Origin of the sequence: Streptomyces sp. TSRI0281 (genome assembly GCF_001905125.1) — a bacterium.
In the GTDB taxonomy this organism is placed as follows: Bacteria; Actinomycetota; Actinomycetes; order Streptomycetales; family Streptomycetaceae; genus Streptomyces.
In genome coordinates, this window is sequence record NZ_LWLE01000023.1 from 211847 (window position 1) to 229234 (window position 17388).

At 72.3% G+C, this 17388-nt stretch carries 14 protein-coding genes; 8 read left to right on the forward strand and 6 right to left on the reverse strand.

What is annotated here, in order from left to right; translation table 11 throughout:
• Nucleotides 1-101: 101 nt before the first annotated feature.
• Both A6A29_RS25955 and A6A29_RS25960 read left to right on the forward strand, forming a co-directional pair.
• Nucleotides 102-1646 carry a DUF6519 domain-containing protein gene (locus A6A29_RS25955; protein WP_073723372.1) on the forward strand — a complete coding sequence of 515 codons (1545 nt, stop codon included), beginning with the start codon at nucleotides 102-104 and terminating at the stop codon, nucleotides 1644-1646.
• A 51-nt stretch (nucleotides 1647-1697) separates the two neighbouring features.
• The gene (locus A6A29_RS25960; protein ID WP_073723374.1) at nucleotides 1698-2576 is read left to right on the forward strand and encodes a peptidoglycan-binding protein; all 879 of its coding nucleotides are present in this window, start codon (nucleotides 1698-1700) and stop codon (nucleotides 2574-2576) included.
• Nucleotides 2577-2820: 244 nt separating this feature from the next.
• On the opposite strand, the gene A6A29_RS25965 is transcribed toward A6A29_RS25960, so the two are convergent.
• Nucleotides 2821-4293, reverse strand: a complete 1473-nt coding sequence (locus tag A6A29_RS25965; protein ID WP_073723376.1) for an FG-GAP-like repeat-containing protein — start codon at nucleotides 4291-4293, stop codon at nucleotides 2821-2823.
• A 199-nt stretch (nucleotides 4294-4492) separates the two neighbouring features.
• Here A6A29_RS25965 and A6A29_RS25970 point away from each other — a divergent pair, with 199 nt between their 5' ends.
• The 5 genes from A6A29_RS25970 to rhaS all read left to right on the forward strand — a co-directional run bounded on the left by A6A29_RS25970 (nucleotide 4493) and on the right by rhaS (nucleotide 10308).
• Nucleotides 4493-5059: a GNAT family N-acetyltransferase gene (locus A6A29_RS25970; RefSeq protein ID WP_073723378.1), complete on the forward strand. Its 567-nt coding sequence runs from the start codon at nucleotides 4493-4495 to the stop codon at nucleotides 5057-5059.
• 355 nt (nucleotides 5060-5414) lie between these two features.
• Nucleotides 5415-6968 carry a sugar ABC transporter ATP-binding protein gene (locus A6A29_RS25975; RefSeq protein ID WP_073723380.1) on the forward strand — a complete coding sequence of 518 codons (1554 nt, stop codon included), beginning with the start codon at nucleotides 5415-5417 and terminating at the stop codon, nucleotides 6966-6968.
• Nucleotides 6965-8020, forward strand: coding sequence for an ABC transporter permease (locus A6A29_RS25980; protein ID WP_073723382.1), 1056 nt, complete (start codon nucleotides 6965-6967; stop codon nucleotides 8018-8020). Before A6A29_RS25975 ends, A6A29_RS25980 begins: the two co-directional genes overlap by 4 nt.
• Nucleotides 8004-9092 carry an ABC transporter permease gene (locus tag A6A29_RS25985; RefSeq protein ID WP_073723384.1) on the forward strand — a complete coding sequence of 363 codons (1089 nt, stop codon included), beginning with the start codon at nucleotides 8004-8006 and terminating at the stop codon, nucleotides 9090-9092. The genes A6A29_RS25980 and A6A29_RS25985 overlap by 17 nt, the downstream gene beginning before the upstream one ends.
• A 121-nt stretch (nucleotides 9093-9213) precedes the next feature.
• The gene (gene rhaS, locus A6A29_RS25990) at nucleotides 9214-10308 is read left to right on the forward strand and encodes a rhamnose ABC transporter substrate-binding protein (protein ID WP_073723386.1); all 1095 of its coding nucleotides are present in this window, start codon (nucleotides 9214-9216) and stop codon (nucleotides 10306-10308) included.
• 42 nt (nucleotides 10309-10350) lie between these two features.
• On the opposite strand, the gene A6A29_RS25995 is transcribed toward rhaS, so the two are convergent.
• From A6A29_RS25995 to A6A29_RS26010, 4 genes are all read right to left on the reverse strand, one after another.
• Nucleotides 10351-10800 (reverse strand): anthrone oxygenase family protein, encoded by a 450-nt coding sequence (locus tag A6A29_RS25995; RefSeq protein WP_073723917.1) that lies wholly within the window; start codon nucleotides 10798-10800, stop codon nucleotides 10351-10353.
• A gap of 229 nt (nucleotides 10801-11029) precedes the next feature.
• On the reverse strand, nucleotides 11030-12640 hold the full coding sequence (locus A6A29_RS26000) for a vWA domain-containing protein (protein WP_073723388.1): 1611 nt from the start codon (nucleotides 12638-12640) through the stop codon (nucleotides 11030-11032).
• Between the two features lie 136 nt (nucleotides 12641-12776).
• Nucleotides 12777-13664 carry an ABC transporter permease gene (locus tag A6A29_RS26005; protein ID WP_073723390.1) on the reverse strand — a complete coding sequence of 296 codons (888 nt, stop codon included), beginning with the start codon at nucleotides 13662-13664 and terminating at the stop codon, nucleotides 12777-12779.
• The gene (locus A6A29_RS26010) at nucleotides 13661-16315 is read right to left on the reverse strand and encodes an alpha/beta fold hydrolase (RefSeq protein ID WP_079183012.1); all 2655 of its coding nucleotides are present in this window, start codon (nucleotides 16313-16315) and stop codon (nucleotides 13661-13663) included. The genes A6A29_RS26005 and A6A29_RS26010 overlap by 4 nt, the downstream gene beginning before the upstream one ends.
• A gap of 232 nt (nucleotides 16316-16547) precedes the next feature.
• Here A6A29_RS26010 and A6A29_RS26015 point away from each other — a divergent pair, with 232 nt between their 5' ends.
• Complete coding sequence (locus tag A6A29_RS26015) at nucleotides 16548-16736, forward strand: hypothetical protein (RefSeq protein ID WP_073723394.1); 189 nt, start codon at nucleotides 16548-16550, stop codon at nucleotides 16734-16736.
• On the opposite strand, the gene A6A29_RS26020 is transcribed toward A6A29_RS26015, so the two are convergent.
• Complete coding sequence (locus tag A6A29_RS26020) at nucleotides 16699-17301, reverse strand: DUF4291 domain-containing protein (protein ID WP_073723396.1); 603 nt, start codon at nucleotides 17299-17301, stop codon at nucleotides 16699-16701. The two genes, A6A29_RS26015 and A6A29_RS26020, sit on opposite strands and share 38 nt — an antisense overlap.
• Between the last annotated feature and the right edge of the window lie 87 nt (nucleotides 17302-17388).

Sequence of the window (17388 nt, forward strand, 5' to 3'; positions counted from 1 at the left end):
CGCCCGCCCGGCCGCCCGCCCCGGACACCGACAGGGCGACCGGCCCGGTCGCCCCACCCGACTTCTTCCGACTGCCGAACTTCCAAGGGGGACCCCTTCCCATGCACGCAGATCTCTCCCGCGACACCTTCCGGCCGGACCGGCACTACTCGGCGGTGCTCGCCCAGCAGGGCCGCGTCCAACTGGACGCGGACACCAACGAGCAGGCCGCGATCCAGCTGCACCGGGCCCGTACCACCGCGGCCGACCTGATCGGAGGGCACGGCGGCCCGCGCGGCGCGACCGGCTTCGAGGTGCAGTTCCTGGGCGGCAGCCGGGAGCTGGACGACCTCTCCCTCGGCGGCGGCCGCTACTACGTGGACGGCATCCTGCTGGACGCGTCCCGGCCCGGACCGGGCGTCCCGGCCGAGCACGACGCCACCGCGCCGGACGACGAGGCCCCGGACGCCGCCCCCGCGACCTGGACGTACTGGGACCAGCCGGACGGCTACCGGGACCCGGAGCGCCCCGGCGACAGGCTGCCCACCCAATTCCCGTATCTGGCCTGCCTGAAGGTGTGGGAACGGGTGGTCACCGCGGCCGAGGACCCGCTGCTGCGCGAGGTGGCGCTGGGCACGGCGATGCCCGACACGGCGGCCCGGGTCAAGGTGGTGTGGCAGGTCGTGCCGCTGCCCGGTGCGGAGCTGGACCTCGCGGACGGGGCGACGAAGGACCAGGTGCGGGCGGCGTTCGACACCTGGTCGGCGGCGCAGGCTCCGACGGCCCGGCTGGCGGCCCGCAGCGAACGTCCGGACCGGGCGGACGAGGACCCGTGCCTGGTCCGGCCGGACGCCCGCTACCGGGGGCCGGAGAACCAGCTGTACCGGGTGGAGATCCATCAGGGCGGCGCGGCACAGGACGCCACGTTCAAGTGGTCCAGGGAGAACGGTTCGGTGACCTTCGCGGTCGAGGACCTGGACGGTACGTGGGTCGAGTTGGCCTCGCTCGGCAACGACGACAAGCTCGACCTCGGCGTCGGTGACCTGGTCGAGTTCGTCGACACCGCCTACACGAGCCGCCGTGAACCGCTGCCCCTGCTGCGGGTGGAGGAGGTCGATCTGCCGGGGCGCCGGGTGCGTCTCTCGGGCGAGCCGGAGCCCTTCGTGGGCCGGCGACCCGATTTGAACCCGTACCTGCGGCGCTGGGACCACCGCCCGGCGACCCGCGGGACCAAGGGCGCCGCGAAGGTGCGCGACGGTGCGCTGCGGATCGAGGAGGGGGCCTGGCTGCCGCTGGAGGACGGTGTGTTCGTGTACTTCGAGCCGGGCAGGACGTACCGCTCCGGTGACTACTGGACCGTGCCCGCCCGGACGGCGACGGGCGGCGTCGAGTGGCCGACGGACGCGGCCCGGCGTCCGCTGCTGCGCTCGCCGCGCGGTGTGCGGGTCCACTACGCGCCGCTGGCCTGGATTCTCGGTGAGGGGTCGGTGGCCGACCTCCGCCAGGAGTTCGGACCGCTGGCCGCGCCGATCCCGGCCGCGGACGAGGAGGCCCTGGCGGCGGAGGCGCGGGCCGAGGAGGAGGCGGTGGCCGCCGAACGTGTGGCGGACAGCGGTTCGACTCCCCCCGTTACCGGGCAAAACGATCAGGAGACGAAAGAGAACTGACGCACTATTGGGTGCGTCGAACCACCGCACCACCTGGGAAGGAGCACCACGATGGCAACGCCTCTGTCGGCCGACAAGCTGCTCAAAGCCCTCCGTGACGAAGGCCTGCGTGTCGTCGAGCACCGGAGCTGGCGTACACACAACCGCAACCACAAGGGCCCGTGGGGCCCGGTGAACGGGGTGATGATCCATCACACCGTGACGTCCGGAACGCAGAGCTCGGTGGAGCTCTGCTACAACGGCCACTCCAGCCTCCCCGGTCCGCTCTGCCACGGGGTGATAGCCAAGGACGGCTCGGTCCATCTCGTCGGGCACGGGCGGGCCAACCATGCCGGGCTCGGCGACGACGACGTCCTGCGGGCCGTGGTCGACGAGTCGGCCTCACTGCCCTCCGACAACGAGGCCAACACCGACGGGAACCGGCACTTCTACGGCTTCGAGTGCATCAACCTCGGCGACGGGAAGGACCCCTGGCCGGCGGCGCAGCTGCTGGCGATCGAGAAGGTGTCCGCCGCGATCTGCCGGGCGCACCACTGGTCGCAGCGCTCGGTGATCGGGCACAAGGAGTGGCAGCCGGGAAAGGTCGATCCGCGCGGGTTCACGATGGACTCGATGCGCAGCCGGATCAAGTCCCGGCTCGGCGGCAAGCCGGACGGCCCGTCGAAGCCGCCCGCACCGCCGAAGTACGAGCCGTTCCCCGGGGCGGCGTTCTTCAAGGCGGGCAGACGCAGCGCGATCATCACCGCGATGGGCAAGCGGCTCGTGGCGGAGGGATGCGGCCGTTACGAGGTGGGTCCCGGACCGTCCTGGTCGGACGCCGACAAGAAGTCGTACGCCGCCTGGCAGCGCAAGCTCGGCTACTCGGGCAGCGGGGCGGACGGCATTCCCGGCAAGGAGAGCTGGACGAAGCTCAAGGTCCCGAACGTCTGATCCGGCGGTTCCGGGGCCGGGACGCGAGCCGGGACACCGGACCCGGGACACCGGGACACCGGGGCCGGGACACCGGAGCAGGGACGGGCCGAACTCCCCGTGCCGTGCCGGAGCGGCCCCGTAACCGCTCCGGAGCCGGGCCGGGGCCGGGGATGTGCGTCCCTTGCGGGCGGCCCTGTACGGCCCCGCTCGGGAGCCGGGCCCTGTCGGGTGTCTCGCGACAGGGCCCGGCTCCCGTGTGCCGTCAGCGGTTGAAGGAGCTGCCCAGGGCCGCCTTCGCCGCCACGGTGCCCAGCGTCCCGTGGCCGAAGCTGAAGGACCCCTTGGCACCGAGGCCGGAGGCGGTGGCCGGGAAGAACCAGAGCGAGCCCTCGCCCTCGCCCTCGCCGGGCGCGCCGACGGCCAGGTCGGCACGGCCGTCCTTGTTGACGTCCGCGAAGGCGGCGGCACCGCCGAACAGGTCACCCTTCTCCGACGTGCCGGGGACATCCGGTGTGGACTGGTTGAAGCCGAAGCTGCCCGTGCCCGTGGGGCCGGTGGCCCTACCCGGCAGGATCACGAGGCCGCCCGCCCGCTGGACCGTGCCGAGCGCCTCGTTCGGGACGCCGACGGCGATCTCACCGAAGCCGTCGCCGTTCGTGTCGCCGATCGCGACGGACGAGCCGAAGCCGTCGGATGCCTCCGCCGCGCCGGGGACGCCCGCCGAGTCCTGGTTGAAGACCTTGGCCTTGGTGCCCTGCGGTCCGGTGGCGCTGCCCGGTACGTAGGTGAGCATCCCGCCCTTGGAGAGCGGCAGGTCGAGGTCGCTGTCGTAGCCGTCGACCGGGCGTCCGACGGCGAGGTCGGCGTATTTGTCACCGTTGACGTTGCCGACGGCGAGGCGTTCGCCGCCCTCCAGGGAGTAGCCGTCGCTGCCCTTCACCCGGGTGTACTCGCCCGGTCCCGCGGGGCTGCCGTTGCTGATGAGGATGCGGCGGTCGTCGTACTCGTCGCCGCTGTGGACGACGGCGGCGAGGTCGTCGCGCCCGTCCCCGTTGACGTCGCCCGCCGCCAGGTCCAGGTAGCGCTTGTCGTCCATGTCGGGCAGCTCGGTGGTGGCGGACGCGCGGCCGTCGCGGGTGAACGGGCCCAGGAGACTCTGGAGATCGTGGTCGCGGACGGTCGCGAGGTCGGGGGCGCCGTCCCCGTTGAAGTCGCCGGCGGCGAGATGGGTGCCGACACCGTCGTACTGCTCCCCGTCCAGAACCGTCGCGCCGCCGGCGAGTCCGCCCGCGCCGCCCCAGATGACGGTGAGCGAGCCCGCGGCGTCGCCGGTGCCGACCTTCTCGCCCGAGGAGCCGACCACCAGGTCCGCGTAGCCGTCCCGGTCGAGGTCGGCGGAGACCACCGAGCTGCCGAAGGCGTCCTTCGCCTCCGGTGTGCCGGGGATGTTGGCCGTGCTCTGGGTGAAGACCTTCTTGACGGAGCTCTTGATCCCGGTACTGGAGCCGTACGCGACGCCGACGTATCCGGCGCCCGCGAAGCCCTTGACCGTGGCGCCGGGGGCGGCGAACGCGATGTCGGGGTATCCGTCGCCGTTGAAGTCGGAGTGGAGACCGGCCGGGGCCGCCGCCCGCTCGGGTGCGGCCGGGGCCGCCTGGGCGGTGGGCAGGGCGAGGGCTGCGGAGGCGACGGTGATGGCCAGGACCACACCGGTACCGAGTGCTCGGGGTGCCACAGGAACTCCTTCTGCTGACGTGTGCGGAGAACGTTCTTGAGTGGTTCGTAAAACATTCCGCCGAGGTCTGCTGAACGGGGGTGGCAGTGACGGCTGGTACTCGGTGAGACGGGTGGATCGGCCCGAGGGTTGCACACCGATCCGCACAAGTACGCCTATCTTGTTCCCTGTTCCCGACCTCTGCGGAAGGAGTGACCCGGTGACCTCACAGGTCCGGCTCGTGACGGGCGAGGAGCTGACCGGCCACGCCGAAGGCATCCGCACCGTGTACGCGGAGGCGTTCTCGGGCCCGCCCTGGGACGAGGACCCGGCGGAGGCGGACAGGTATGTCGAACGCCTTGCGGAGGACGCGGCCCGGCCGGGTTTCACGGCGGCGGTGGCCCTGGACGGGAAGGCCGTGACCGGCTTCGCCACGGCCTGGACCACGCCGGAGGTCTTCCCCGATGACCGTAGTTACGGACAGGTCGCGCAGGCGCTGGGACTCGACCGGACAACGGCCCTGCTCTGCGGGGCACTTGAGGTCGACGAACTGGCCGTCCGTCCCCGGGCGCACGGCACGGGGCTGGGCGCGGCACTGCTGGCGGCGGTGACCGGCCCTGCCACGGACGGCCGTTGCTGGCTGCTGACCTCGGCTCGGGCGGGGGCCGCGCTGCGGCTGTACGAGCGCGCGGGCTGGCATCGCTTCGCCGCACCGGTGCCGGGAAGGGCGGGGCTCGCCCTGTTCCTCGGCCCCGGACACCCGGGCGCCCGCGAAGCGCGTACGTGAACGAAGCGCCGCCGTAACCGGGCGCGTACGCAGCCGAAGCACTGGCCCGAACAGGGCGCGTACGTGAACGAAGCGCGGGCCCGAACGAGGGGCGTACGCGAACGAGGCACGGGCACACGCCGACACAGAGGACATGAATCGTTTCAGCAGCCGCTGAAGATAGTGGCGCACTGAACGGCTGTCAAGACCCCCCTCCGTGCGGCCACTAGCCCCGAACTCCCCACACCCACCCACCGTGAACTTCTCGCTACCGACCCATTGACGGCGCCCACAGTCCCCGCTTAGCGTCCGAGCAACCTCATTGAAACCTTTCACCGCGCGCGGCGCGACACCCCGCACCCGCTGAGGAGCTCCCATGAAGCAGTCCGCCACGGGCGCGGCGCCGGACCGGACCGCGGACGCGGGCCCCGCCCCGGTCCTGGCCCTGAGGAACGTGAGCAAATCCTTCGGCGCCGTCCAGGCCCTCAAGGACGTGTCCCTGGATCTGTTCCCCGGCGAGGTCCACGCACTCGCCGGAGAGAACGGCGCGGGAAAGTCCACCCTCATCAAGACCCTCGCCGGGGTGCACCGCCCGGATCGCGGCGAGGTGCTGCTCGACGGCGGCCCCGTCGTCTTCCACGGCCCGGCCGACGCCCGTGACGCGGGCATCGCCGTCATCTACCAGGAACCGACGCTCTTCCCCGATCTGTCGATCGCCGAGAACATCTTCATGGGCCGTCAGCCCCGCCGCCGTCTCGGCCGCATCGACCACCGGGCCGTGCGCGAGGCCACCGCCGCCCTGATGCGCCGGCTCGGGGTCGGCCTGGCCCCCGACCGCCCGGCCCGCGGCCTGTCCATCGCGGACCAGCAGATCGTCGAGATCGCCAAGGCGCTCTCCTTCGACGCCCGCGTCCTGATCATGGACGAGCCGACCGCCGCCCTCACCGGCGGCGAGACGGCCCGGCTCTTCTCCGTCGTACGGACGCTGCGCGCCGAGGGGGCCGCCGTGCTGTTCATCTCGCACCGGCTCGGCGAGATCTTCGAACTGTGCCGACGCGTCACGACGTTGCGCGACGGCCGCCGGGTCTCCTCCGAGCCGCTGGAGGGGCTGACCGAGGACGACCTGGTCCGTCGGATGGTCGGCCGCGACCTCGGCGACCTCTACCCGAAGCAGGACACCGAGGTCGGCGGGGTCGCCCTCGCGGTCCGCAGACTGACCCGCGAGGGCGTCTTCCGCGATGTGTCGTTCGACGTCCGCAGGGGCGAGATCGTGGCGCTCGCCGGGCTGGTCGGCGCCGGGCGGACCGAGGTCGCCGAGGCCGTCTTCGGCATCCATCGGCCGGACGCCGGGGAGGTCGCGGTGAACGGCACCGTGCTGCGGGCCGGGTCGCCGACCGCCGCGATGGCCGCGGGGCTCGCGCTCGTACCGGAGGACCGGCGCAGGAGCGGGCTGGTCATGGAGCTGTCGATCGAGCGGAACATCGGGCTGACCGGACTCGGCGAGGTCCGCAGGGCCGGGCTCGTCAGCCGCGTCCTGGAACACGGCCGGGCCGCCGACTGGGCCGTACGCCTGCACCTCAGGTACAACCGGCTGTCCGACCCCGTGGACGTACTGTCCGGCGGCAACCAGCAGAAGGTCGTCCTGGCCAAGTGGCTGGCCACCGGCCCGGCCGTCCTCATCGTCGACGAACCGACCCGGGGCATCGACGTCGGCACCAAGGCGGAGGTGCACCGGCTGCTCTCCTCGCTGGCCGCCGAGGGGCTGGCCGTTCTGATGATCTCCTCCGACCTGCCCGAGGTCCTGGGCATGGCGGACCGGGTCCTCGTCATGCACGAGGGCCGGCTGGCCGCCGAACTCCCGCGCGGGGCCGCCACCGAGGAGGCCGTCATGGCCGCGGCGACCGGACGCGACGAAAGGGCGGCGGCATGACCACCACCGTCGAAAGCCCCCCGGAGACCCGCCCCCGGGACCCCGGGCGCGGCGCCGCCTCGCTCGTGGACGCGGTCTTCCGGGCCCGCGAGATCTCCCTCGCCGGGGCGCTGTTCCTGCTGATCCTCGGCACGTATCTCGCCAACCCGCGCTTCCTGTCCGACCAGGGCATCAAGGACCTGCTGCTCAACGCGTCGATCCTGGTGCTGCTCGCGGTCGGTCAGTCGGTCGTCGTCATCACCCGCAACATCGACCTGTCCGTAGGCTCCGTGGTCGGCCTCTCCGCCTTCGCCTGCGGCAGGTTCGTCGCCGGGACCGACCACGGGGTACTGACCGTGATGCTGCTCGGCATCGCCATCGGTGTGGTCTGCGGACTGCTCTGCGGCGCGCTGGTCAGCTTCGGCAGGGTCCCGGCGCTCGTCGTGACGCTGGGCATGCTGTACATCATCCAGGGCGTCGACTACTGGTGGGCGCAGGGCGACCAGATCAGCGCCGACGACGTCCCGGACCGAATCCTGGAGCTGGGCAGCGGCAGCGTCCTGGGTGTGCCCTGGCTGCCCCTGATCGCCCTGGTGCTGCTCGCGGCGACCGCGTACTTCCTGCGCGGCCACCGGTCGGGGCGCGAGCTGTACGCGATCGGCTCCAGCCCGGAGGCCGCCCGGCTCGCCGGAATCCCGATCCGCCGCCGGGTGCTCGCCGCGTACGCCTTCTCCGGGGCCGTCGCCGGTTTCGCCGGGGCCCTGTGGCTGGCCCGCTTCGGCACGGTCGTCGCGGACAACGCGCACGGCTGGGAACTGACCGTCGTCAGCGCCGTCGTGGTCGGGGGCGTCGCCATCACCGGCGGCACCGGCACCGTGTGGGGCGCGGCGCTGGGCGCCCTGCTGCTGACCACGATCGGCAGCGCCCTGGTCGCGCTGAAGGTGGACTCCTTCTGGCAGGGCGCCCTCACCGGTGCGCTGCTGCTGCTGGCCATCGGCGTCGACCGGATCGTGAACCTGCGGATGACCGCCGCACTGAGGAAGAGGAGCGCCCGCCATGTCCATGGCGCCTGAGACGAAGGCGGCGCACCGGCCGGGTGCACCGCGCCCGGCCGGGCGGAGCACCGCGAAGGACGGTGCCGTACGGAGCCTGGCGCTGCGCTGGGACACGGCGGTCGGGGTGCTGCTGGTGGCGGTCCTCGTCGTGGGCCTGACCACGACGGAGGGCTTCGGCTCCGGCGGGAACCTCGCGTTCGCCCTCAACGACATCGTCGAGGTCGCCCTGATCGCCCTGCCGATGACGCTGCTGGTGGTGGCCGGTCAGGTCGATCTGTCGGTCGCCTCCATGCTGGGCCTGGGCAGTGCGCTGACGGGTGCGCTGTGGGAGGCGGGCTGGGCCTTCGAGACGATCGTGCCGGTGGTGCTCCTGGTGGGCGTCGCCGGAGGTCTCCTCAACGGCTGGCTGGTCACCCGGGTGGGACTGCCGTCCCTGGCCGTCACCATCGGCACCCTGGCGCTCTACCGCGGGCTGGCCTCGGTCGCGCTCGGCAGCGACGCGGTGACCGACTTCCCCCGGACGTACGCCGACTGGGCGGTGGACACCACGACGGTGCCCGGCACGTTCCTGACCTACCCGGTGCTGCTCTTCCTCGTCCTGGCCGCGGTCACCGCAGTCGTGCTGCACGCCACGGGCCTGGGCCGCTCGCTGTTCGCGATCGGCGCCCAGGAGGAGGCGGCGTACTTCGCCGGTGTCCGGGTCAAGCGCATCAAGCTGCTGCTGTTCGTGGTGACGGGGCTGTTCGCCTCGTTCGCCGGGGTGGTCTTCACGCTCCGGTACGGCAGTGCCCGCGCGGACAACGGCCTCGGCTTCGAGATGCTCGTCATCGCCTCCGTCCTGCTCGGCGGCGTCGACTTCGACGGCGGGAAGGGCACCCTGTTCGGCGCGGTCGCCGGGGTCCTGTTGATCGGGGTCCTGAAGAACCTGCTCACCCTCAACGACATCGCCAACGAGGTGCAGGTCATCGTGACCGGTCTGCTGCTCGTGGCGTCCGTACTGACCCCGCGGGTCGTCGCCGCGGCCGGGGAACGCCGCCACCGCCGCCGGCGCCGCGCCGCGAACACCCCGACGCCTCCGGACGGCCCGTAGCCCTTCGTCCCCCGCCCGCACCGTTCGTAGTCCCCGCCCGCACCGTCCGTAGTCCCCGCCCGCACCGTCCCGTAGCCCCCGCCCGCACCGTTCGTACCTCTTCGAAAGGCACAACGACGCCATGATGCTCCGCAACGCCGCCGGGCGCCGCACCGTCGCGAGCGCGGCCGCCGCCGTCTCGCTCGCCCTCGCCCTCACCGCCTGCTCCGGCACCACGAAGGACAGCCAGGACAACCAGGACGGCGGCGGTGCGAAGGCCGGCGGGGTGGCGAAGGCCGACCCGGACGCGCCGCTGAAGAAGAACCTGAAGCTCGCCTTCCTGCCGAAGCAGATCAACAACCCGTACGAGAAGATCGTCGACGAGGCGGGCATCGAGGCGGCGAAGGAGTTCGGCGGCACGGGCAAGGAGGTCGGCCCGTCCGATGCCGGGGCCTCCTCGCAGGTCTCCTACATCAACACCCTGATCCAGCAGCGCCAGGACGCGATCCTGCTCGCCGCCAACGACCCCAACGCGGTGTGCGGCCCGCTCAAGCAAGCCATGAAGAAGGACATCAAGGTCGTCGCGTACGACTCCGACACCGCGAAGGACTGCCGCCAGCTGTTCATCAACCAGGCCGGCTCCGAGGAGATCGGCCGCAGCCTGGTCCAGCACCTGGGCGAACAGCTCGGCTACCGGGGCAAGATCGCGATCCTGTCCGCCACCCAGAACGCGACGAACCAGAACACCTGGATCGAGTTCATGAAGGAAGAGCTCAAGCTGCCCAAGTACAAGGGCATGGAGCTGGTGAAGGTCGCGTACGGGGACGACGCGGACCAGAAGTCGTTCCAGCAGACCCAGGGCCTGATGCAGGCGTACCCCGACCTGAAGGGGATCATCTCGCCCACCACGGTCGGCATCGCGGCCGCCGCCCGCTATCTGAGCGACTCCTCGTACAAGGGCAAGGTCGTGCTCAACGGCCTCGGCACGCCGAACCAGATGCGCAAGTACGTCAAGGACGGCACCGTCGAGCAGTTCTCCCTGTGGAACCCGAAGGAGCTGGGCTACCTCGGCGCGTACGCGGCCGCCGCGCTGGCCTCCGGCCGGATCACCGGCGCCGAGGGAGAGACGTTCACGGCGGGCAGGCTCGGCGAGTACACGGTCGGCAAGGACGGCGAGGTCGTCCTCGGCGAGCCGACGGTGTTCGACGCGAAGAACATCGACCAGTTCACCTTCTGAGGGCTGTCACGGCTCCGGCGCGACGGTCGGCGGGCCCGACGGCTACAGCGCGACCGTCAGCAGGGCGCAGGCGGCGAGGGAGAAGACGGTGCGGACCCGGTGGAGGGTGTTCCAGCGGGACTCGAACGCCGTGCGGGCCGCGCTGTCGTCACCGCCCTCGGCGTCCGCGAGCGCCTTGTTCAGCGGGATGTTCCCGGCGATCGTGATCAGATGGCCGGCCACGGCGCAGGCCAGCCCGGCCACGACGACGGGCAGCCGCGACTCCCCGCCGACGCCGGAGACCAGCACCGCTACCGGAAGGGCGACCACTCCGAGGAACAGGACGAGGAAGACCGGCCCCGGAACCTTCTCGTTGAAGCGGCGCATCGCGGCCGTGAACTGTTCGTCCGGCAACGCCGCGAGTCCGGGCATGATCGCGATGAGGAACGTGAGCATGAAGCCCGCGTAGAGGCCGTTGACGATGGCGGAGAGCACCAGGAGCAGGGAGGTCATGGTGCACATCATGACGCGGAACGGCGGGCGGCACCGCCACCATTCCGCACGGCCGCACGCACCCGCCCGCCTTTCTCCCCGAAGCTCCCCGAAGTGCTCCGCAGCCCTCCGAAGCACGCCGAACCCCCCGACTGAGCCGGGACTTACCGAAGCACGCCGACCCCCGACCGAGCCGGGACCCGCCGGGACCCGCCGAGACCCGCCGGGACCCGTCGAAGTCCGCCTGGGCTCAGCCGATCTCGCCCTCGGCCGCGCCGTCCCCCTTCGGACCGTCGCCGCCCTTGAGCCGGTCCGCCCTGCCGATCGCGGTCGCCAGCTTCCGTACCGCGCTGTCCTCGGTCCCGTCCGCCAGCTTCGAGGCGCGGGAGGCGAGTTCGGACAGCCGGGGCATGCCCGGCAGCTCCCCGCCGCGCAGCGTCTCGGCGAAGTACGCGGCCACCGCCGTCACTTGGAGCCGTTCACCGGTGTCGCCCCACTGCGGGCCCTCGATCGACTGGCTCCGCACGGAGCCGGTCTCCTCGTGCGCCTCGCGGGTCCTGGGGTCGAGCCAGCGCACCGTGGCCGTCGCCACCCGCCCGGACGCGCCCTCCCGCAGCCGTACGGCGTAGAGCGCAGTCACCGTGTGGCCGGGGCCGACCTCGCCGCCGTCGACGCTGTCGTCGCGGAAGTCCTCGTCGGCGACCTTGCGGTTCTCGTAGCCGATGAGCCGGAACTGCTTGACGTTCTCGCGGTCGAAGGCGACCTGGGCCTTGGCGTCGCGGGCCCGCAGTTCCACATGGGCGGGCAGCTGGTCGACGAAGACCTTGCGCGCCTGGGTCTCGTCGGCGATGTACGTGGTGTTGCCGTCGCCCCTGTTGGTGAGGCGCTCCATCAGCGCGTCGCCGTAGTCGCTGCCGACCCCGACGCCGAAGAGCGTGATGCCGTGCTCGCGGCGTGCGTCGCCGATGCGTTCGAGGATCGCGTCGGCCTGGGTCTCGCCGGTGTTGGCGAGGGCGTCGGAGAGCAGCACGACGCGGTTGGTGGCGCCCTTGCGGTGCCCCTCGACCGCTTCCTCGTAGCCGCGCACGATGCCGGCCTCGACGTTGGTGGAGTCGGTCGGTTCCATCTCCTCGACCGCGTCGCGGATCTTGGTCCGGTTGCCCCGGAGGCGGGTCATCGGCAGCCGGGTCTCGGCCTCGTCGCTGAAGGTGACCAGGGAGACCGCGTCGTCGTCGCGCAGTTCGTCGGTGAGGATCGTCAGCGACTTCTTCGCCAGGTCGAGACGGCCCGGCTCGGCCATGGACCCGGAGATGTCGACGACGAACGTGAGGGCGGCGGGCGGGCGTTCACTGCTGGGCGCGGCGGCCCTGGTGGCCAGGCCGACCCGGACGAGCGACCAGTCACCGGCCCCCTTTCCGGAGCCGTCCCCGGACTCCCCGCCGGCCCGCGCCCCGTCGACGGTCACCGAGAAGCCGTTGCCCTTCGGCCGCTCGTAGCCCTGGCGGAAGCTGTTGACGAACTCCTCGGGCCGTACGGTCCCGGGATCCGGCAGTCTGCCGTCGCCCAGGGTGCGGCGCGCGTAGCCGTAGCTGGCGGTGTCCACGTCCAGGGCGAAGGTGGACAGATAGTCGGGCGTCGCGATGTCCCGCCGCTTCTCGGCCGCCCCGTCCCCCTTCGCGGCGCCGTCGGGCGCCGCGGAGGGGGCGGCCGGGGCGGGCTGTCCCCCGCCGGTCGACCCCGGCTCCTTCCGGGCGGCGGACTGGCGGTCGGCGGTCGTCGCCCCGTCCGTTCCGCCGCTGCAGCCGGTGATCAGCATTCCGCCCGCCAGCAGCAGTGCGGCTGCCCGTGTCCGGTGTTTCATCGCTACCCCCACGTCGTCGACATCTGTGAATGTGACGTACGAGGTGGCCGAAGGGAGCCGACGAACGCGTTGCAGAACAGTCTCGAAGCTGCAACGACGGACGGCTACGAGGGCCCGGACCTGCGGAACATCAGGTTCAGGACACGATGTCCTTACGGCTGAACCCGCGGAAGGCCAACGCGAACAGAATCAGGGCATACGTCACCGAGACCGCCGCGCCCTTCACCATCCCGCCCCACTCCAGCTCCGGCTGGAGCGCGTCCGCCCACGCGAACTGCCAGTGCGCGGGCAGGAAGTCGCGCCAGGAGCCGAGCGCGGTGACGGCGTCCAGCACATTGCCGACGATGGTCAGACCGACCGCGCCGCCGACCGCGCCGAGGGGGGCGTCCGTCTTCGTCGACAGCCAGAACGCCAGGGCGGCGGTGACCAGTTGGGAGACGAAGACGAACGCCACGACGAGCGCGAGACGCGGCACCGTGTCACCGGTCGCCAGCGCTCCCCCGGTGGGCAGTTCGAGCGGCCCCCAGCCGTACGCCGCGGCCCCCGCCGCCAGCGCGACGACCGGCAGCAGCACCATCGCGGCCAGGCTGAAGCCGAGCGCGACGACGAGCTTGCTCCACAGCAGCCGCATCCGGGGCACGGGCGCGGCGAGCAGATAGCGCAGCGAGGACCAGCCGGCCTCGGAGGCGACGGTGTCCCCGCAGAACAGGGCGACCGGGACCACCAGCAGGAACCCGGCCGAGACGAACAGGCAGGTCGCGGCGAAGTTCGCGGCGGACGCGGTCGCGGTGTCCATCAGGGTGAGCCGGCCGCCGCCGTCGGGTCCGCCGTCCGGTGTGCCGCCGATCGCGAAGGCGATGATCAGGATGAACGGCAGCGCGGCCAGCACCCCGCCCATCAGCAGGGTGCGGCGCCTGCGCAGTTGCCGCAACGCCTCGACGCGCAGCGGCAGGGTGTGCCGGGCGCGGTAGCCGGGGGCCTCGACGGCCTCGGCCGCCTCCCGGACGTCGGCTGCGGAGCTCATGCGGTTCCTCCGGAGATGAGGGTGAGGAAGGCGTCCTCCAGGCGGCGGTGCGGCCCGACGCCCGTGACCGGGACGTCCAGCCGGACGAGTTCGGTGACGAGCCGGGAGGCGGTGGCGCCGTCGAGCCGGACGAGCAGCCCGCGCCCGTCGTCGGTCCGGACGGCGGAGCCGATGCCGGGCAGTGCGGAGACCTTCTCCACGAGCGGCTCGGCCACGTCCTCGGCGGTGGTGACGAGCAGCATGTCGCCGGAGCCGGTGATCTCGGCGACCGGGCCGGCCTGGACGAGCCGCCCCCGGTCCATGACGACGAGGTGGGTGCAGGACTGTTCGACCTCGGACAGCAGGTGGCTGGAGACGATGACGGTCCGTCCTCCGGCCGCGTACCGGATCATCACGTCCCGCATCTCCCGGATCTGGGGCGGGTCGAGTCCGTTGGTCGGTTCGTCCAGGATGAGCAGGTCCGGCATCCCGAGCATGGCCTGGGCGATGGCGAGCCGCTGCCGCATGCCCTGCGAGTACGTGCGCACGGCGCGGGCCAGGGCGTCGCCGAGTCCGGCGATCTCCAGGGCGTCGTCGATGTGCGAGTGCTCGGCGGGGCGGCCGGTGGCCTGCCAGTACAGCTCCAGGTTGGCGCGCCCGGACAGATGCGGCAGGAAGCCCGCCCCTTCGACGAACGCCCCGACGCGGGACAGCACGGGTGCGCCGGGCCGGATGGCCTGGCCGAAGACGCGGATCTCGCCCTCGTCGGGTGTGATGAGGCCCATCAGCATGCGCAGGGTGGTGGTCTTGCCCGCGCCGTTCGGCCCGAGGAGTCCGAGCACCTGCCCCTTCTCCACCTGGAAGGACAGCTCGCGGACGGCGTACCGGTCGGCGGACTTGGCGTACTTCTTGGACAGGCCGGTGATCCGGAGCGGTACGTCGGTGAGCGCGGGGTCGGGGGCCGGGGTCGCGGTGCGGCGGCGTGCGGTGAGCAGCAGCGCGGCGGCGATGACGAGGGCGGCGGCCGGGAGTCCCCAGGTCCACCACGGGAGGGCGGAGGACGCGGTCCTGACGGCGGGCGCGGTGGGGACGGTCAGCGGTCCGTCCGTGCTCACGGTGTACATCGTGGGCTCGGCCGGTGAGGCGTAGCCGAGGTCGGTCGCCGACAGGACGAGGCGCAGCCGGTGCCCGGAGTCGAATGCGTGGTCGACGGCGGGCAGGGTCAGCTCGACCGGCCTGCCCTGCTGTGCGGGGGTGATCCGGTAGGGGGCGACGAGCTGGGAGGGCAGTACCTGCTGCTTGCCGTCCGGCGACACGTCGTACACCTTGCCGAACAGCACGGCGTCGCTGCCCTCTCCGGCCTTGACGTTCACCCGCACCGTGGGTGTTCCGGTGACCCGCACGGAGGTGCCGAGCGGGGCGGAGTCGAAGCGTGCGTGCTGGCCCGGGAAGTCGATCGACAGCCCGACGCCGAGCGAGGAGAGCCGGGAGAGCCCGCCGCCCACGCCGGGCACGGCGGAGATGGCGGGCGGACTGGCCCCGGCAGGATTGCGGAACGTCTGCGTCCGCCCGTCGAGCCCGAACTCCCGGCCGCCGCCGCGCAGTCCCGGGTAGGTGTCGCCGCTCGCCCCGCGCTGGAGGGCGGCGCCGTCGGTGGAGTCGATTCCTCCGGTACGGGTGACCCGGAAGGCGGGCCCGGTGCCGGCGCCCTTGTCGTCCTTGAGATAGCGGTCGAACCAGTCGCCGATCCGGTTCTGGATCCGGTCGCCCTCCCGGTCGCCGCCGTCGTGCCCGCCCGCGATCCAGTCGACGGACACGGGGGCGCCGTTGGCCTTGATCGCCTTCGCCATGGCGTCGGCCTGGCCGAGCGGGAAGAGGGAGTCGCTCTGCCCCTGCACGACGAGCGAGGGCACGTCGATGCGGTCGGCGACGGCGACCGGTGACCGCGCGGTCAGCAGTTCGCGAGCGGCCTCGTCCGGCTTCCCGCTGACGGCGACCCGCTCGTACATCTCGCAGAGCTGCTTCTCGAACTTCTCGCAGCCGCCGCCCGAGGTGACGAAGATCCCGGCCCAGAGCTTCTTGAACACCCCGTCGGGGAAGAGCGCTTCGGCGAGGTTCCAGTAGGTGATGACGGGGGCGATGGCGTCGACGCGCCGGTCGTACCCGGCGGCGAGCAGCGAGACGGCCCCGCCGTAGGAGGACCCGGTGACTCCGACGCGGGGGTCGCCCTTGCCGTCGAGTTCGACCTCGGGCCGGGCGGCGAGCCAGTCGATGAGCCCGGAGACGTCCTTGACCTCGCGGTCGGGGGCGTTCAGCGAGATCTCCCCGCCGGACTTCCCGAACCCGCGGGCGGACCAGGTCAGCACGGCGTACCCGTCGCCCGCCAGCTTCTCGGCCTGGGCCCGCACATCGGCCTTGCTGCCGCCGAAGCCGTGCCCGATGAGCACGGCGGGCCGGCGCTGCGAACCGCCGGAGGTGAAGTACGACGTGTCGACGGACACCCCGTTCATCCGCATCATCCGGTCCTCGCGGTGCACGGCCGGCGCACTGTCGTCGGCCACCGCGGTCCAGGTACCGGCACCCGCGAGCACGACGAGCGCGGCGACGACCGCGGCCCACCGGCCACGTCTACGGGGCAGTCGGCGCCGCCATCGAGAAGTAGGGGTCTCCATGTCTACGACCCTAAACGGATGGTGCCACCGCTCACGGTGCCGCCGGGGGGAGGTACCGGGCCTCCCTGAGAGGTACGGGGCGCGGGCGTCGTACTCCGGACGCGGTACACGGGCCGTATCCGGCCTCTCCGGCGATCACCGGAGCCCCCTTCCTCCGGCCCGCCCTCGGGATACCCTTGAGCACCGGACAACCCGGTGGCGGAGGCCGCCTGCGGCCTGGCACCCTGCCCCCATGGATCACCCCGACGGCTCGGGCCTGGACCGGGAACTCGCCAACAGCGCCCGCAGGTCCCGCCTCCTGGACGACCAGGCTCCGCCCGACACGGTACGGGTCCCGACGGACGGCCGGCCCGTCCCGGAGATCGCGGCCGAGGTGCTGGCGGTCACGGGCTGGTCCGCGGCTCCGGACGGGGCGCGCTGAGCCCCACGAGCGGCGTCTCCTCCGGCAGCAGCCCGGCCGCCCTGTCCTGCTCCCCCGCCCGGAGAAGCCCGTGGATCTCGTGCGCGAGCGGGGTCACGTCCCGGACGGCCACGATCCACTCATCGGCGTACCGCCCCGCCGCCTCACCGCTCAGCCCCAGTTGGAGGGAGCGGTACGGGAGCGGGTTGAGGTGCAGGTCGCGCTCGGGGTCCCACTGCACGCGTGCGGGCGCACGCCGCAGGCTCCGCCGCCAGTCCGCCCGATCGGGGTGAACGCCCCGTACATAGTGCGAGAGTTCGGCGTTCTCCAGCGCCCAGGCGAAGCCGTCGCGGGTGATCTCGACGGCGAGAACGGTCTCCTGCCCCTCCTTCGCGCCCCAGCCGCAGCGATACATCATCCACAGGAAGCTGGGCTTGATCCACGTCATACGGTCCCGCTTCCAGGCACCGGGAAACCGCCCGTCCCGCGCGGCGGGCAGCCCGATGGCGGGCCGGTACGCCTGGTAGACGGTGACGGTGGAGGCGGTGTGGCGGGCGCGGATCTCGTAGCGGGGTGTCGCGTTCATGACGCCCAGGGTGCGGGAGCCCGGCGCCGGGCCGCACCTCGTTTTCCCCGCCGACGCGCGAGGGCCCCGTCGGCCGCGGCCGACGGG

What these genes read in the sequence shown, in the direction of transcription:
- A6A29_RS26005 (WP_073723390.1), bottom strand. Translation starts at nt 13,664, where the DNA reads ATGAGCTCCGCAGCCGACGTCCGGGAGGCGGCCGAGGCCGTCGAGGCC.
- A6A29_RS25960 (WP_073723374.1), top strand. Translation starts at nt 1,698, where the DNA reads ATGGCAACGCCTCTGTCGGCCGACAAGCTGCTCAAAGCCCTCCGTGAC.
- A6A29_RS25975 (WP_073723380.1), top strand. Translation starts at nt 5,415, where the DNA reads ATGAAGCAGTCCGCCACGGGCGCGGCGCCGGACCGGACCGCGGACGCG.
- A6A29_RS26010 (WP_079183012.1), bottom strand. Translation starts at nt 16,315, where the DNA reads ATGGAGACCCCTACTTCTCGATGGCGGCGCCGACTGCCCCGTAGACGT.
- A6A29_RS26015 (WP_073723394.1), top strand. Translation starts at nt 16,548, where the DNA reads ATGGATCACCCCGACGGCTCGGGCCTGGACCGGGAACTCGCCAACAGC.
- A6A29_RS26020 (WP_073723396.1), bottom strand. Translation starts at nt 17,301, where the DNA reads ATGAACGCGACACCCCGCTACGAGATCCGCGCCCGCCACACCGCCTCC.
- A6A29_RS25955 (WP_073723372.1), top strand. Translation starts at nt 102, where the DNA reads ATGCACGCAGATCTCTCCCGCGACACCTTCCGGCCGGACCGGCACTAC.
- A6A29_RS25995 (WP_073723917.1), bottom strand. Translation starts at nt 10,800, where the DNA reads ATGACCTCCCTGCTCCTGGTGCTCTCCGCCATCGTCAACGGCCTCTAC.
- A6A29_RS25980 (WP_073723382.1), top strand. Translation starts at nt 6,965, where the DNA reads ATGACCACCACCGTCGAAAGCCCCCCGGAGACCCGCCCCCGGGACCCC.
- A6A29_RS26000 (WP_073723388.1), bottom strand. Translation starts at nt 12,640, where the DNA reads ATGAAACACCGGACACGGGCAGCCGCACTGCTGCTGGCGGGCGGAATG.
- rhaS (WP_073723386.1), top strand. Translation starts at nt 9,214, where the DNA reads ATGATGCTCCGCAACGCCGCCGGGCGCCGCACCGTCGCGAGCGCGGCC.
- A6A29_RS25985 (WP_073723384.1), top strand. Translation starts at nt 8,004, where the DNA reads ATGTCCATGGCGCCTGAGACGAAGGCGGCGCACCGGCCGGGTGCACCG.